Genomic DNA, 14,026 nt, shown 5'->3' on the forward strand with positions numbered 1-14,026 from the left:
ACGCCCTCCTCACTTCGCGTCGACGACGCGGACGAGGTGCTTGACCTTCTCGACCATGCCACGCACCGCGGGGGTGTCCTGGAGGGTCGAGCGGCGGCGGATCTTGTTCAGGCCGAGACCGATCAGGGTCTGGCGCTGGGTGGCCTCGCGGCGGATCGGCGAACCGATCTGCTCGATGGTGAAGGTCTTCTCAGCCTTTGCCATGATACCCCCCTCACGCTTCCGCGGCCGCATCCGTGCCGGCATCGCGGCGACGGGTCTGCAGGGCCGAAACCTTGAGCGAACGACGCGCCGCGACCGAACGCGGGCTGTCTTCGTTCTTCAGCGCGTCGAACGTGGCGCGCACGAGGTTGTACGGGTTGGAGGAGCCGAGCGACTTCGACACGACGTCCTGCATGCCGACCGCCTCGAAGACGGCGCGCATCGGGCCGCCGGCGATGATGCCGGTACCGGCCGGAGCCGCACGCAGCACGACCTTGCCGGCGCCATGGCGACCCTGCACGTCGTGATGGAGGGTGCGGCCCTCGCGCAGCGGGATGCGGACGAGGCCGCGCTTGGCGGCTTCCGTCGCCTTGCGGATCGCCTCGGGAACTTCACGGGCCTTGCCGTGGCCGAAGCCGACGCGGCCCTTCTGGTCGCCGACGACGACAAGCGCAGCGAAGCCGAAGCGACGCCCGCCCTTCACCACCTTGGCGACGCGGTTGATGTGGACGAGCTTGTCCACGAACTCGGAAACTTCCGCTTCCCGGTCCCTACGCTCACGCGGCTCTCTAGCCATGTCTGTCCTCTTACTTGCGCGGACGAGGATCGAAGCCCCGCCGCTCGCTCGAGCCTAACCCCGTGCGTCATTGCGCGGGGAAGCCTAAAACGGATGCCGCCCGGCCGGCGCGAAACGCCTTGCCGGGCGAAACCCGATAACCTCAGAAGCTGAGGCCGCCCTCGCGGGCTGCATCGGCCAGCGCCTTGACGCGGCCATGGTACATGTACGGGCCACGGTCGAAGACCACATCCGTCACGCCGGCCTTGACCGCGCGCTCGGCAACGATCTTGCCGATCTGGGTGGCGGCTTCGACATTCGCGCCGGACTTGATCTGCTCGCGCACATCCTTGTCCCGCGACGAGGCGGAAGCGAGGGTGACCCCCTTCACGTCGTCGATGACCTGGGCATAGATCTGCTTGCCGGTGCGATGCACCGACAGGCGCGGGCGACCATTGGCAACCGCCTTGATCGCGCGGCGGACGCGGGCCTTGCGGCGCGCAGTCACATCGTTCTGCTTGCTCATGGCTGGCGTCCTTACTTCTTCTTGCCTTCCTTGCGGAAGATGAATTCGCCGGCGTACTTGACGCCCTTGCCCTTGTAAGGCTCGGGGCCGCGATAGTCGCGGATTTCCGCGGCGGTCTGGCCGACGATCTGCTTGTCGATGCCGACGACGACGATTTCCGTCGGCTTCGGCGTGGTGATCGCGACGCCTTCCGGGATGGCGTAGTCGATGTCGTGGCTGTAGCCCAGCGACAGCTTCAGCACCTTGCCGTTGACCGCGGCCTTGTAGCCGACGCCGTTGATCTCGAGGCGCTTCTCGAAACCGGCGGTGGTGCCGATCACGAGGTTGTTGATGCGGGCACGCGAGGTGCCCCAGAGCGCACGGGCGCGCTTCGACTGCGAACGCGGCTGGACCGCGATCGCACCGTCCTCCATGGCAACCGAGACGTCCTCGGGAACCGTGAAGGAGAGCTCGCCCTTCGAGCCCTTGATCTTGACCAGCTGGCCGGTGACCGAGGCAGTGACGCCCGCGGGAACCGAAACCGGCTTCTTACCGATACGAGACATTTGGATCTCTCCTGAAAGTGAGCGGGGCGCCTGTAAGGTCAGAAGACCTTGCAGAGCACTTCGCCGCCCACGTTCTGCTCGCGGGCCACATGATCGGCCATCACGCCACGCGGCGTCGAGACGATCGTCACGCCAAGGCCATCGGCCACGCGCGGCATTGTCTCGACCGACGAGTAGACGCGGCGGCCGGGCTTCGAAACACGCGAGATCGACCGGATGACCGGCAGGCCCTCGTGATACTTCAGCTCGATGTCGAACTCCGTCCGGCCGTTGCCGAACTCGGTCTGGCTGTAGCCGCGGATGTAACCCTCGGACTGCAGCACGTCGAGCACGCGGGCGCGCAGCTTCGAGCCGGGGGTGGAAACGCGGGACTTGCGACGCATCTGCGCATTGCGGATGCGGGTCAGCATATCGCCGAGCGGATCAATGATTGCCATTGTTCCAGTCCTCCTTACCAGCTCGACTTAACGAGGCCGGGAACCAGCCCCTTGTTGCCGAGCTCACGCAGCGCGATACGCGACATCTTGAGCTTGCGATAAACCGCGCGCGGGCGGCCCGTCACTTCGCAACGGTTGCGAATGCGGATCTTGGCCGAGTTGCGCGGCAGTTCGGCCAGCTTCAGGCGGGCGAGGAAGCGCTCGTCCATGGGCTGGTTGTCGTCATTGGCGATCGCGAGAAGGCGAGCCCGGCGGCCGGCGAATTTCTTCACCAGCTTCCTGCGACGCTCGTTGTTCTCGACGGAGCTTTTCTTAGCCATCGATCTCTCCTGGTTTCCGCGTATGAACGCTTAGGTTCACTGCCGGAACGGGAAGTTGAAGTGCTTGAGCAGGGCGCGTGCCTCGTCGTCCGACTTCGCAGTCGTGCAGACGATGACGTCCATACCCAGGACCTGGTCGACCTTGTCGTAGTTGATCTCGGGGAACACGATGTGCTCCTTGATCCCGAGCGCGAAATTGCCGCGCCCGTCGAACGACTTGGGGTTGAGGCCCCGGAAGTCGCGCACGCGCGGCAAGGCGATGGTGACGAGCCGGTCGACGAACTCGAACATCTTGGTCTTGCGCAGCGTGACCTTGCAGCCAACCGCCATGTTCTCGCGCAGCTTGAAGCCGGCGATGGCGAGGCGGGACTTGGTGATGACCGGCTTCTGGCCGGCGATCATGGCGAGATCCGCGGCAGCGACGTCGACCTTCTTGCGGTCCGCAGTCGCTTCGCCAACGCCCATGTTGATGACGATCTTCTCGATCGTCGGCACTTCCATGACGTTCTTGTAGCCGAATTCGGCGATCATCGCGGGACGGACGACGTCCTCGTAATGCTTCTTCATGCGCGGCGAGAGAGCCGCCTGCTGAGCCTCAGCCATCGATCAGATCCCCCGAACGCTTGGCAAAACGAACCTTGCGGCCGTCATCGAGCACCTTGAAACCGACGCGGGTGGCCTGGCCATCCTTCGGATCGGCAACAGCGATGTTCGACAAGTCGATCGTCGCTTCCTTGCTGATGATACCGCCCTCGGACTGCGCGGACTGCTTGGTGTGACGCTTCACCAGGTTGATGCCGCGAACGACCGCACGGCCGTCCTTCGGCAGGACCTGGAGCACTTCACCCGACTTGCCCTTGTCGCGACCAGCGAGCACGACGACCTTGTCGCCCTTCTTGATCTTAGCAGCCATCACAGCACCTCCGGCGCCAGCGAGATGATCTTCATGTGGTTCTTGGCGCGCAGCTCGCGCGGAACCGGTCCGAAGATACGCGTGCCGACCGGCTCCTTCTGGTTGTTGATCAGCACCGCCGCATTGCGGTCGAAGCGGATCACCGAACCGTCCTGGCGCTTGACGTCCTTGGCGGTGCGAACGACGACCGCCTTCATGACGTCGCCCTTCTTCACGCGACCGCGCGGAATGGCTTCCTTGATCGAGACGACAATGATGTCGCCGATGCGGGCATAGCGCCGCTTCGACCCGCCGAGAACCTTGATGCACATCACGCGACGGGCGCCGGAATTGTCGGCGACGTCGAGATTCGTCTGCACCTGGATCATGGCCTTGATCCTTCCAATCTGTGTATCAGCGCGGTTTCCCGGCCAGCCTCAGCGCTGGCGGGGACTACGACTGACGGGGGTCGATCGCCCCCTGGCCTCAAAACAAAACACGATCCGCAAAAGTGGGAACCACTCTTGCGGAGAAACATGCCCGGCTTCTTTCCTGCCGCGCCCGCCCCTGATTCGGGGCCGGGCGAAGCCGTCTCGAATCACGCCTTGGGGGCGTCCTCGAGCACAACCCAGCTTTTCAGCTTGGAAATCGGCTTGGACTCCTCGATCCAGACCGTGTCGCCGACCTTGAACGCACCCACTTCGTCATGGGCGTGATAGTTCTTCGTGCGGCGCACCGTCTTCTTGAGGAGCGGGTGCGTATAACGCCGCTCGACCTTGACCACAACAGTTTTGTTCTGCTTGTCGCTGACGACGACGCCCTGCAGTACGCGCTTAGGCATTATTCTCTCCTCACGCGCTCGCTGCGACGGTCTTCGACCGCTGCAGCGTCTTGATGCGGGCGATGTCCTTGCGCACTTCGGTGACGCGCGCGGTGTTCTCAAGCTGGCCGGTCGCCTTCTGGAAGCGCAGGTTGAACTGCTCCTTCTTCAGCTTGAGCAGCTCGTCCTGGAGCTGGTCCGTGCTCATGGCCTTCAGGTCGGACTGACGCTGTGCAATCTTCATATTGTCCTCCCTTACTCGGCGATGCGCTGGATGAAGCGGGTCTTGATCGGCAGCTTGGCGGCGCCGAGGCGGAGCGCCTCGCGGGCGATCTCCTCGGACACGCCGTCGAGCTCGAACATGATCCGGCCCGGCTTGACCTTGGCCGCCCAGAACTCGGGCGAACCCTTGCCCTTACCCATGCGGACTTCGGTCGGCTTCTTCGAAACCGGCACGTCCGGGAAGATGCGGATCCAGACACGGCCGACGCGCTTCATGGCGCGGGTGATCGCGCGGCGGGCCGCCTCGATCTGCCGGGCGGTGACGCGCTCGGGTTCCTGGGCCTTCAGGCCGAACTGGCCGAAGTTGAGATCCGTGCCGCCCTTGGCGACGCCGGAGATGCGTCCCTTGAACTGCTTGCGGAACTTGGTGCGTTTTGGTTGCAGCATGGCTCTTCTCGATCAGCCTTACGCAGCCTGCTCACGACGATCGCGATGGTCGCGATCACGGCCGCCTGAGCGGCCGCCCTCGTCGGAGAGGCGCTTGTCCTGGGCCATCGGGTCATGTTCCAGGATCTCGCCCTTGAAGATCCAGACCTTGATGCCGCACGTCCCGTAGGTCGTGAAAGCGGTGGCGACGCCGTAATCGACGTCGGCGCGCAGCGTATGCAGCGGCACGCGGCCCTCACGATACCATTCGAGGCGGGCGATCTCGGCGCCGCCGAGGCGGCCCGAGCAGTTGATGCGGATGCCTTCGGCACCGAGACGCATCGCCGACTGAACGGCGCGCTTCATGGCGCGACGGAAGGCGACACGGCGCTCGAGCTGCTGGGCGATCGAGTCGGCGACGAGCGTCGCGTCGATCTCGGGCTTGCGCACCTCGACGATGTTGATCGTCACGTCGGCCTTGGTGAGCTTCGAGACTTCCTTGCGGAGCTTCTCGATGTCAGCGCCCTTCTTGCCGATCACCACGCCCGGACGAGCCGAGTGGATGGTGACGCGGCACTTCCGGTGCGGACGCTCGATGATGATCTTCGAGACGGCGGCCTGCTTCAACAGCTTCATGAGGGCGGCGCGGATGGCCATGTCCTCATGCAGAAGCTGGCCGTACTCGCCCTTGGCCGCGAACCAACGCGAGTCCCAGGTGCGGTTGATGCCGAGGCGAAGGCCGATCGGATTGATTTTCTGACCCATCGTTCTCTCCTCAGGCCTTGGCCGCAGCGACTTCGCGCACGATGATCGTGATGTTCGCGAAGGGCTTCAGGATGCGGGCGCCACGACCACGGGCACGAGCGTGGAAACGCTTCATGACGAGGGCCTTGCCGACGAAGGCCTGTGCCACGACGAGATCGTCGACGTCGAGATCATGATTGTTCTCGGCGTTGGCGATCGCGCTCTGCAGGCACTTGCGCACGTCGAGCGAGATCCGCTTGCGCGAGAACTCGAGATCGGCGAGCGCGGTCGAGACCTTCTTGCCACGGATCAGCTGGGCGACGAGGTTCAGCTTCTGCGGCGAGACGCGAAGGTTGCGAGCGATCGCAGTGGCTTCGTTCTCGGGCAGCGCACGGGGGGCTGATGCTTTACCCATGGCTTACTTCCTCTTCGCCTTCTTGTCGGCAGCGTGGCCGTGGAAGGTGCGCGTCGGCGAGAACTCGCCGAACTTGTGGCCCACCATCTCCTCGGACACGGACACCGGCACATGCTTGTGACCGTTGTAGACGCCGAACGTCAGACCGACGAACTGCGGCAGGATCGTGGAGCGACGGCTCCAGATCTTGATAACTTCACTACGGCTCGAGGTCCTGGCGACCTCGGCCTTCTTCAGGAGGTATCCGTCGACGAACGGACCTTTCCAAAGCGAACGCGCCATGACGGACCTCAGTTCTTCTTCTTGCGGGCGTGACGGCTCGACACGATGAACGTATCGGTCCGCTTGTTCGAGCGGGTCTTCTTGCCCTTGGTCGGCAGACCCCAGGGCGTAACCGGATGGCGACCACCCGACGTCCGGCCTTCACCACCACCATGCGGATGGTCGACCGGGTTCATCGAGACGCCGCGGTTATGCGGACGGCGGCCGAGCCAGCGCGAGCGACCGGCCTTGCCGTCGTTCCGGTTCATGTGATCCGGGTTCGAGACGGCGCCGACCGTGGCGTAGCACTGGCCGGAGATCAGGCGCTGCTCGCCCGAGTTCAGGCGAACGATGACGTAGCCCTGGTCGCGGCCGACGATCTGGGCGTAGTTGCCGGCCGAACGGGCCAGAGCGCCACCCTTGCCGATCTTCAGCTCGACATTGTGGACGATCGTGCCGATCGGCAGCGAGCCCATCGGAGCCGCGTTGCCGGGCTTCACGTCGACCGAGTCACCGGCAACCACCGTGTCGCCGACAGCCAGGCGCTGCGGCGCCAGGATGTAGGCCTGCTCGCCGTCCTGATACTTGATCAGGGCGATGAAGGCGGTGCGGTTCGGATCGTATTCGAGCCGCTCGACGGTCGCCGGGATGCCGGCCTTGCCGCGACGCTTGAAGTCGACGAGGCGCAGCGTGCGCTTGTGACCACCGCCGCGGAAGCGGACGGTGATGCGACCGGTGTTGTTGCGGCCGCCCGAGGACGAAAGGCCCTCGGTCAGCGCCTTGACCGGCTTGCCCTTGTAGAGCTCGCTGCGGTCGACGATCACGAGCTGGCGAAGGCTCGGCGTGATCGGCTTGAAATGTTTCAAAGCCATGATGATTCCCTCACAGGCCCGTGGTCACGTCGATGGAGTGGCCCTCTTCGAGGGTCACGACCGCCTTCTTGACGTCCGAACGCTGGCCGGGACGGCCACGGAACATCTTGACCTTGCCCTCGGTGACGATCGTGTTGACGCTCTTGACCTTGACGTCGAAGAGCTTCTCGATCGCCGCCTTGATCTGCGGCTTCGTTGCGGTCTTGGCAACCTTGAAGACGACCTTGTTATGCTCCGAGAGCATCGTCGCCTTCTCGGTGATGACCGGCGCCACGATCACATCGTAGTGGCGCGGGTCGAGGTTCTTGGCGGACTGGCTCATTTGAAGCGCGCCTCCAGCGCATCGACGGCCGCGCGCGTCAGGACAAGCTTGTCGCGACGCAGGATGTCGTAAACGTTGATGCCCTGGACCGGCAGCACGTCGACGTTCGGGATCGAGCGAGCGGCCAGGCCGAAATTGGTGTCGATCTCGGCGCCGCCGATGATCAGCGCGCTCGACAGGTCGAGCTTGCCGAAATGGCCGAGCAGCACCTTGGTCTTCGGCTCGGAAAGCGTGGCATCGTCGATCACGATGATGCCGGCATCCTTGGCCTTGGCCGAGAGAGCGTGACGCAGGGCCAGCGCACGGACCTTCTTGGGAAGATCATGACCGTGGTCGCGCAGGACCGGGCCGAAGGCCTTGCCGCCGCCGCGGAACTGCGGAGCCGAAGCCGCGCCGTGGCGAGCGCCGCCGGTGCCCTTCTGCTTGTAGATCTTCTTGCGGGTGCGATCGACTTCCGAGCGGCCCTTGGACTTGTGAGTCCCGGCGCGACGCTTGGCGAGCTGATAGCGGACCATGCGGGCGAGCAGATCGGCGCGCGGCTCCAGGCCAAACACCTCATCCGACAGCTCGACCGAACCGGCCGACTTGCCCTCAAGAGTGGTGATATCGAACTTCATCACGCGTTCTCCTCAGCCTGGGCCGCAGGAGCCTCATCCGCCTTGGCCTCGCCGGAAACCTTGAACTTGCCCGGCAGCGGCGCATCCTTCGGCAGGGCGCGCTTGACGGCGTCACGGACATGGATCCAGCCGCCGGCGACGCCAGGAACGGCGCCCTCGACGAGGATCAGGCCGCGCTCGACGTCCGTCTGGACGACGCGCAGGTTCTGCGTGGTGACACGCTCGGCACCGAGATGGCCCGGCATCTTCTTGTTCTTGAAGGTCTTGCCCGGGTCCTGACGGCCACCGGTCGAACCGATCGAACGATGCGAGACCGACACGCCGTGCGTGGCGCGCAGGCCGCCGAAGTTCCAGCGCTTCATACCGCCGGCGAAGCCCTTGCCGGTGGTGGTGCCGGAGACGTCGACGAACTGGCCGACGACGAAGTGGTCCGCGGTCAGCTCGGCGCCGACGGGGATCAGCGCGTCGTTGCTGACGCGGAACTCGACCACCTTGCGCTTCGGCTCGACCTTGGCGACCGCGAAATGACCGCGCTCGGCCTTCGAGACATTCTTCACCTTCGCCGTGCCGGAGCCCAGCTGCACGGCCGCATAGCCGTTCTTCTCGATCGTGCGATGCGCGACGACCTGGCAGTTGTCGAGCTTCAGCACGGTGACCGGGATGTGCTCGCCAGCATCCGTGAAGATGCGGGTCATCCCGACTTTCTGTGCAATCACACCGGAACGCATCGGTGCATACCTTCCTTTGGGGTCATGTCCATCCGGGGGAACCGGAAACAGAGGACCCGTTTAATCGGATCAGAGCTTGATTTCGACGTCGACGCCGGCGGCGAGATCGAGCTTCATGAGGGCGTCGACCGTCTGGGGGGTCGGGTCGACGATGTCGAGAACCCGCTTGTGGGTCCGCATCTCGAACTGCTCGCGCGACTTCTTGTCGATGTGGGGCGAGCGGTTGACGGTGAACTTCTCGATGAGCGTGGGCAGCGGAATCGGTCCGCGGACCTGGGCGCCCGTCCGCTTCGCGGTCGACACGATCTCGCGCGTCGAAGCGTCGAGGATACGGTGGTCGAACGCCTTGAGGCGGATCCGAATGTTCTGACCGTTCATGGTCTTAGTTCTCCGTGACGTGAGAAAAGGCAAAGGCCCCGAAGGGCCCCTGCCCCTCACGCAAACGCGTTACGCGATGATCGATGCGACGACGCCGGCGCCGACGGTGCGGCCGCCTTCGCGGATGGCGAAGCGCAGCTTCTCTTCCATCGCGATCGGGGCGATCAGCGTCACCTCCATCGAGATGTTGTCGCCCGGCATCACCATCTCCGTGCCTTCCGGCAGCGAGACCACGCCGGTCACGTCCGTCGTGCGGAAGTAGAACTGCGGGCGGTAGTTGGTGAAGAACGGCGTGTGACGGCCACCCTCTTCCTTCGTCAGGATGTACGCCTCGGCCTTGAACTTCGTGTGCGGCTTGACAGAGCCCGGCTTGCACAGGATCTGCCCGCGCTCGACGTCCTCACGCTTCGTGCCGCGCAGCAGCGCGCCGATGTTGTCGCCCGCCTGGCCCTGGTCCAGAAGCTTGCGGAACATCTCGACGCCCGTGACGGTCGTCTTCACGGTGTCCTTCAGGCCGACGATCTCGATTTCCTCGCCGACCTTGACGATGCCGCGCTCGACGCGGCCGGTCACCACCGTGCCACGGCCCGAGATCGAGAACACGTCCTCGACCGGCATCAGGAACGGCTGGTCAATCGGACGCTCCGGCTGCGGGATGTAGTCGTCGACCGTCTTCATCAGCGCGATCACCGCGTCATGACCGATCTCCGGCGTGACGTTGTCCAGCGCGGCCTTCGCCGAGCCCTTGGTGATCGGGATGTCGTCGCCCGGGAAGTCGTACTTCGACAGAAGCTCGCGGATCTCCATCTCGACCAGCTCGAGCAGCTCGGCGTCGTCGACGAGATCGACCTTGTTCATGAACACCACCAGCGCGGGAACGCCGACCTGGCGCGCCAGCAGGATGTGCTCGCGGGTCTGCGGCATCGGGCCGTCGGCCGCCGAAACCACCAGGATCGCGCCGTCCATCTGCGCCGCACCCGTGATCATGTTCTTCACGTAGTCGGCGTGGCCGGGGCAGTCGACGTGGGCGTAGTGACGCGCCGGGGTCTCGTACTCGACGTGAGCGGTCGAGATCGTGATGCCGCGGGCCTTCTCTTCCGGAGCCTTGTCGATCTGGTCATACGCCGTGAACGAAGCGCCGCCCGACTCCGCAAGCACCTTCGTGATCGCAGCCGTCAAAGACGTCTTGCCATGGTCAACGTGACCAATCGTTCCAATGTTGCAGTGCGGCTTGTTGCGCGCAAATTTCTCTTTGGCCATCGTAGCCTCCGTCAGTCAAATCGTTGTTGCGTTAAAGCAGGTCGGGCTGGTGATCAGGCGTATTTGGCCTGGACCTCGGCGGCCACCGCCGACGGAACCTGCTCATAGTGGTCGAACTGCATCGTGTAGTTGGCGCGGCCCTGCGAGAACGAGCGCAGCTGGTTCACATAGCCGAACATGTTGGCCAGCGGAACCATGGCGTTGATCACGACGGCGTTGCCGCGCATGTCCTGGCCCTGGATCTGGCCACGACGCGAGTTCAGGTCGCCGATGACCGAACCGGTATAGTCTTCCGGGGTCACGACCTCGACCTTCATGATCGGCTCGAGCAGCACGGAGCCACCCTTCTGCAGACCTTCGCGCAGCGCTGCACGGGAAGCGATTTCGAAGGCCAGGGCCGACGAGTCGACTTCGTGGAAGGCGCCGTCGATCAGCGTGACCTTGACGTCCACGACCGGGAAGCCGGCGAGCACGCCCGAGCCGATGACCGAGTTCAGGCCCTTCTCGACGCCGGGGATATACTCCTTCGGCACCGAGCCGCCGACGACCTTCGACTCGAACTCGAAGCCCTTGCCGGTCTCGTTCGGCTCGATCACCAGCTTGACGCGGGCGAACTGGCCGGTACCGCCGGTCTGCTTCTTGTGGGTGTAGTCGATCTCGGCCTTCTTGGTCAGCGTCTCGCGATACGCAACCTGCGGCGCGCCGATATTGGCGTCGACCTTGTAGGTGCGCTTCAGGATGTCGACCTTGATGTCGAGATGGAGCTCGCCCATGCCCTTCAGGATGGTCTGGCCGCTCTCCTGGTCGGTCGACACGCGGAAGGACGGATCCTCGTTCGCGAGCTTCGACAGGGCGAGGCCCAGCTTCTCCTGGTCGGCCTTGGACTTCGGCTCGATCGCGATCGTGATGACCGGCTCGGGGAACTCCATGCGCTCCAGGATGACCGCGTTGACGGGATCGCAGAGCGTGTCGCCGGTGCGGACGTCCTTGAGACCAGCCAGGGCGACGATGTCGCCGGCATAAGCCTCCTTGATGTCCTCGCGGTTGTTCGCATGCATCAGCAGCATGCGACCGACGCGCTCCTTCTTGTCGCGGGTCGAGTTGATGACGCCCTGGCCGGCGTCGACCTTGCCCGAATAGATGCGGCAGAAGGTGATCGTGCCGACGAAGGGGTCGTCCATGATCTTGAAGGCGAGCATCGCGAAGGGATCCTCGTCCGTCGGATTGCGGACGACGGGCTCTTCGGTCTTGAAGTCGATGCCTTCGACCGCGCCGCGATCGACGGGCGACGGCAGGAAGTCGACGACGGCGTCGAGCAGGGGCTGCACGCCCTTGTTCTTGAAGGACGAACCGCAGAGCACGGGATGGAAGGCGCGGCGCTGCACGGCGGTGCGCACGAGGCGGCGCAGCGTCTCGGCGTCCGGCTCGGTGCCGTCGAGATAGGCTTCCATCGCCGCGTCGTCCATGTCGACGGCGGCCTCGACGAGCTTGCCACGATATTCAGTGGCCTTGTCGAGCAGATCGGCGGGGATCTCCTTCTCTTCGAAGGAAGCGCCCAGCGCTTCGCCGTTCCAGACGATCGCCTTCATCTTGATGAGGTCGACGACGCCGGCAAAATTGGCCTCGGAACCGATCGGGATCTGCAGGCAGACGGGCTTGCCGGCGACGCGGTCGATGATGTCCTGGACGCAGCGATAGAAATCGGCGCCGATCTTGTCCATCTTGTTGACGAACACGACGCGCGGGACGTCGTACTTGTCGGCCTGGCGCCAGACGGTCTCGGTCTGGGGCTCGACGCCCTGGTTGCCGTCGAGAACGCAGACGGCGCCGTCGAGCACGCGCAGCGAACGCTCGACTTCGATGGTGAAGTCGACGTGGCCGGGGGTGTCGATGATGTTCAGGCGATGGTCGCGCCACAGGCAGGTCGTCGCGGCGGAGGTGATCGTGATGCCACGCTCCTGCTCCTGCGTCATCCAGTCCATGGTCGCGGCGCCGTCATGGACTTCGCCGATCTTATGCGACTTGCCGGTGTAGAAAAGGATGCGCTCGGTCGTCGTCGTCTTGCCGGCATCAATGTGGGCCATGATGCCGAAGTTGCGATAACGGTCGATGGGATGGGAACGGGCCATGATCGTGCTCTGTGTCTCGGTGCAGTACGCCGCTTACCAGCGGTAGTGCGAGAAGGCGCGGTTGGCTTCCGCCATCCGATGCGTGTCTTCACGCTTCTTGACGGCGTTGCCGCGGTTGTTGGCGGCGTCCATCAGCTCGGCCGACAGGCGCTCAACCATGGTCTTGTCGTTGCGGCCGCGGGCAGCCGTGATCAGCCAGCGGATGGCGAGCGCCTGGCGGCGCTCGGTGCGGACTTCGACCGGAACCTGATAGGTCGCGCCACCGACGCGGCGGGAGCGGACCTCGATCGCCGGAGCGACGTTCTCGAGCGCCGACTTGAAGACGCCGAGCGGCTCGCTCTTGGTCTTCGCCTCGATGATGTCGAAGGCACCGTAGACGATCCGCTCGGCGGTCGACTTCTTACCTTCGTACATGACCGAGTTCATGAACTTGGTCACGACGATATCGCCGAACTTCGGGTCCGGGATAACTTCGCGCTTTTCGGCACTGTGGCGGCGGGACATCGTCTAGTCTCCGGTCAATCTGGAACGCTGCGGACCGGCTCGGATCGAACGACCCCGCCGGCCTGGCAGAAAATTACTTGGGACGCTTGGCGCCGTACTTCGAACGGCGCTGCTTGCGGTTCTTGACGCCCTGCGTGTCGAGCACACCGCGCAGGATGTGATAGCGCACGCCGGGAAGATCCTTGACGCGGCCGCCACGGATCATGACGACCGAGTGCTCCTGGAGGTTGTGACCCTCGCCGGGGATGTAGCCGATCACCTCGAAGCCATTGGTCAGACGAACCTTGGCAACCTTGCGGAGCGCCGAGTTCGGCTTCTTCGGGGTCGTCGTATAGACGCGCGTGCAAACGCCGCGCTTCTGCGGGCAATTCTCAAGCGCCGGGGCGGTGTTACGCGCCTTCACGGGCGACCGCGGCTTGCGAATGAGCTGGCTGATTGTCGGCATTCTGGCCTCTCGCCCCACTGAGCGTTTGGAAATTCCTGGTCAATCTCCCAGGTCGAGCAAAGCCATGGCATAAACGAAGCCGCGCCATCGGCGCCCATACAGGGGCCTCAGGCGCGTTCGCCAGCAGAGGAACACGGAACAAGTCCCGCGTTCATGCATCCTGCCATGTCGTCAATCGACGCTGGAATTCCGACGGAGTTTCGGTCGCGAAACTCGCTCGCGAACCATGCGCGAGCGACAAACGTGTCCGACAACCGTCGACAGTGGCGCGCTTATGACTCGAACGGAGATTCGCGTCAACCCCGGATTGCGGCTCCAGGCGCGTTCACGCCTGCATTTCCGCCATCCATTGAGCGAATGACGGCTGCAAGCCGCATGCGGCCGCGCTGCCCAGCGCCGATCGCCA

Annotated in this window: 24 protein-coding genes; all 24 read right to left on the bottom strand. The window is 64.3% G+C overall.

Annotation, left to right across the window (positions count from 1 at the left end):
• Window positions 1-9 precede the first annotated feature (9 nt).
• Entirely contained in the window at window positions 10-204 is a 195-nt protein-coding gene (rpmD, locus tag FHT98_RS01510) for a 50S ribosomal protein L30 (protein WP_061967372.1), read from the bottom strand.
• A gap of 10 nt (window positions 205-214) precedes the next feature.
• Window positions 215-778, bottom strand: coding sequence for a 30S ribosomal protein S5 (gene rpsE, locus FHT98_RS01515; protein ID WP_061967370.1), 564 nt, complete (start codon window positions 776-778; stop codon window positions 215-217).
• A gap of 142 nt (window positions 779-920) precedes the next feature.
• Window positions 921-1,283: a 50S ribosomal protein L18 gene (rplR, locus tag FHT98_RS01520; RefSeq protein WP_061967368.1), complete on the bottom strand. Its 363-nt coding sequence runs from the start codon at window positions 1,281-1,283 to the stop codon at window positions 921-923.
• A gap of 11 nt (window positions 1,284-1,294) precedes the next feature.
• Complete coding sequence (gene rplF, locus FHT98_RS01525; protein ID WP_061967366.1) at window positions 1,295-1,828, bottom strand: 50S ribosomal protein L6; 534 nt, start codon at window positions 1,826-1,828, stop codon at window positions 1,295-1,297.
• A gap of 38 nt (window positions 1,829-1,866) precedes the next feature.
• The gene (gene rpsH, locus FHT98_RS01530) at window positions 1,867-2,265 is read right to left on the bottom strand and encodes a 30S ribosomal protein S8 (protein WP_061967365.1); all 399 of its coding nucleotides are present in this window, start codon (window positions 2,263-2,265) and stop codon (window positions 1,867-1,869) included.
• A 14-nt stretch (window positions 2,266-2,279) separates the two neighbouring features.
• On the bottom strand, window positions 2,280-2,585 hold the full coding sequence (rpsN, locus tag FHT98_RS01535; RefSeq protein ID WP_091861294.1) for a 30S ribosomal protein S14: 306 nt from the start codon (window positions 2,583-2,585) through the stop codon (window positions 2,280-2,282).
• A gap of 36 nt (window positions 2,586-2,621) precedes the next feature.
• Entirely contained in the window at window positions 2,622-3,188 is a 567-nt protein-coding gene (rplE, locus tag FHT98_RS01540; RefSeq protein ID WP_061967361.1) for a 50S ribosomal protein L5, read from the bottom strand.
• A complete protein-coding gene (gene rplX, locus FHT98_RS01545; RefSeq protein WP_142111960.1) occupies window positions 3,181-3,498 on the bottom strand; it encodes a 50S ribosomal protein L24 in 318 nt (105 codons plus the stop codon). Before rplX ends, rplE begins: the two co-directional genes overlap by 8 nt.
• Window positions 3,498-3,866, bottom strand: a complete 369-nt coding sequence (rplN, locus tag FHT98_RS01550; protein WP_038365406.1) for a 50S ribosomal protein L14 — start codon at window positions 3,864-3,866, stop codon at window positions 3,498-3,500. The genes rplX and rplN overlap by 1 nt, the downstream gene beginning before the upstream one ends.
• A 209-nt stretch (window positions 3,867-4,075) precedes the next feature.
• On the bottom strand, window positions 4,076-4,318 hold the full coding sequence (gene rpsQ, locus FHT98_RS01555; RefSeq protein ID WP_061967358.1) for a 30S ribosomal protein S17: 243 nt from the start codon (window positions 4,316-4,318) through the stop codon (window positions 4,076-4,078).
• 10 nt (window positions 4,319-4,328) lie between these two features.
• Window positions 4,329-4,541 (bottom strand): 50S ribosomal protein L29, encoded by a 213-nt coding sequence (gene rpmC, locus FHT98_RS01560; RefSeq protein WP_061967356.1) that lies wholly within the window; start codon window positions 4,539-4,541, stop codon window positions 4,329-4,331.
• An 11-nt stretch (window positions 4,542-4,552) separates the two neighbouring features.
• Window positions 4,553-4,966, bottom strand: coding sequence for a 50S ribosomal protein L16 (gene rplP / locus FHT98_RS01565; RefSeq protein WP_038365403.1), 414 nt, complete (start codon window positions 4,964-4,966; stop codon window positions 4,553-4,555).
• An 18-nt stretch (window positions 4,967-4,984) separates the two neighbouring features.
• Window positions 4,985-5,710: a 30S ribosomal protein S3 gene (gene rpsC / locus FHT98_RS01570; RefSeq protein WP_061967354.1), complete on the bottom strand. Its 726-nt coding sequence runs from the start codon at window positions 5,708-5,710 to the stop codon at window positions 4,985-4,987.
• 10 nt (window positions 5,711-5,720) lie between these two features.
• Entirely contained in the window at window positions 5,721-6,104 is a 384-nt protein-coding gene (gene rplV / locus FHT98_RS01575) for a 50S ribosomal protein L22 (protein ID WP_061967352.1), read from the bottom strand.
• Window positions 6,105-6,107: 3 nt separating this feature from the next.
• Complete coding sequence (gene rpsS / locus FHT98_RS01580; protein WP_061967350.1) at window positions 6,108-6,386, bottom strand: 30S ribosomal protein S19; 279 nt, start codon at window positions 6,384-6,386, stop codon at window positions 6,108-6,110.
• Between the two features lie 8 nt (window positions 6,387-6,394).
• Complete coding sequence (gene rplB / locus FHT98_RS01585) at window positions 6,395-7,237, bottom strand: 50S ribosomal protein L2 (RefSeq protein WP_091861300.1); 843 nt, start codon at window positions 7,235-7,237, stop codon at window positions 6,395-6,397.
• 10 nt (window positions 7,238-7,247) lie between these two features.
• The gene (locus FHT98_RS01590) at window positions 7,248-7,559 is read right to left on the bottom strand and encodes a 50S ribosomal protein L23 (protein WP_047582026.1); all 312 of its coding nucleotides are present in this window, start codon (window positions 7,557-7,559) and stop codon (window positions 7,248-7,250) included.
• Window positions 7,556-8,176, bottom strand: coding sequence for a 50S ribosomal protein L4 (gene rplD / locus FHT98_RS01595; RefSeq protein WP_061967347.1), 621 nt, complete (start codon window positions 8,174-8,176; stop codon window positions 7,556-7,558). The genes FHT98_RS01590 and rplD overlap by 4 nt, the downstream gene beginning before the upstream one ends.
• Window positions 8,176-8,904, bottom strand: coding sequence for a 50S ribosomal protein L3 (gene rplC, locus FHT98_RS01600; protein WP_061967345.1), 729 nt, complete (start codon window positions 8,902-8,904; stop codon window positions 8,176-8,178). Before rplC ends, rplD begins: the two co-directional genes overlap by 1 nt.
• 69 nt (window positions 8,905-8,973) lie before the next feature.
• A complete protein-coding gene (gene rpsJ, locus FHT98_RS01605) occupies window positions 8,974-9,282 on the bottom strand; it encodes a 30S ribosomal protein S10 (RefSeq protein ID WP_043237115.1) in 309 nt (102 codons plus the stop codon).
• A gap of 69 nt (window positions 9,283-9,351) precedes the next feature.
• Complete coding sequence (gene tuf / locus FHT98_RS01610; protein WP_091861302.1) at window positions 9,352-10,542, bottom strand: elongation factor Tu; 1,191 nt, start codon at window positions 10,540-10,542, stop codon at window positions 9,352-9,354.
• Between the two features lie 53 nt (window positions 10,543-10,595).
• Entirely contained in the window at window positions 10,596-12,671 is a 2,076-nt protein-coding gene (gene fusA / locus FHT98_RS01615) for an elongation factor G (protein WP_061966716.1), read from the bottom strand.
• 33 nt (window positions 12,672-12,704) lie between these two features.
• Window positions 12,705-13,175, bottom strand: a complete 471-nt coding sequence (gene rpsG / locus FHT98_RS01620; protein ID WP_061966717.1) for a 30S ribosomal protein S7 — start codon at window positions 13,173-13,175, stop codon at window positions 12,705-12,707.
• A gap of 73 nt (window positions 13,176-13,248) precedes the next feature.
• Window positions 13,249-13,620, bottom strand: a complete 372-nt coding sequence (rpsL, locus tag FHT98_RS01625) for a 30S ribosomal protein S12 (protein WP_057189964.1) — start codon at window positions 13,618-13,620, stop codon at window positions 13,249-13,251.
• Between the last annotated feature and the right edge of the window lie 406 nt (window positions 13,621-14,026).

Origin of the sequence: Allobosea sp. AK1 (genome assembly GCF_006714945.1) — a bacterium.
Classification (GTDB): Bacteria; Pseudomonadota; Alphaproteobacteria; order Rhizobiales; family Beijerinckiaceae; genus Allobosea; species Allobosea robiniae.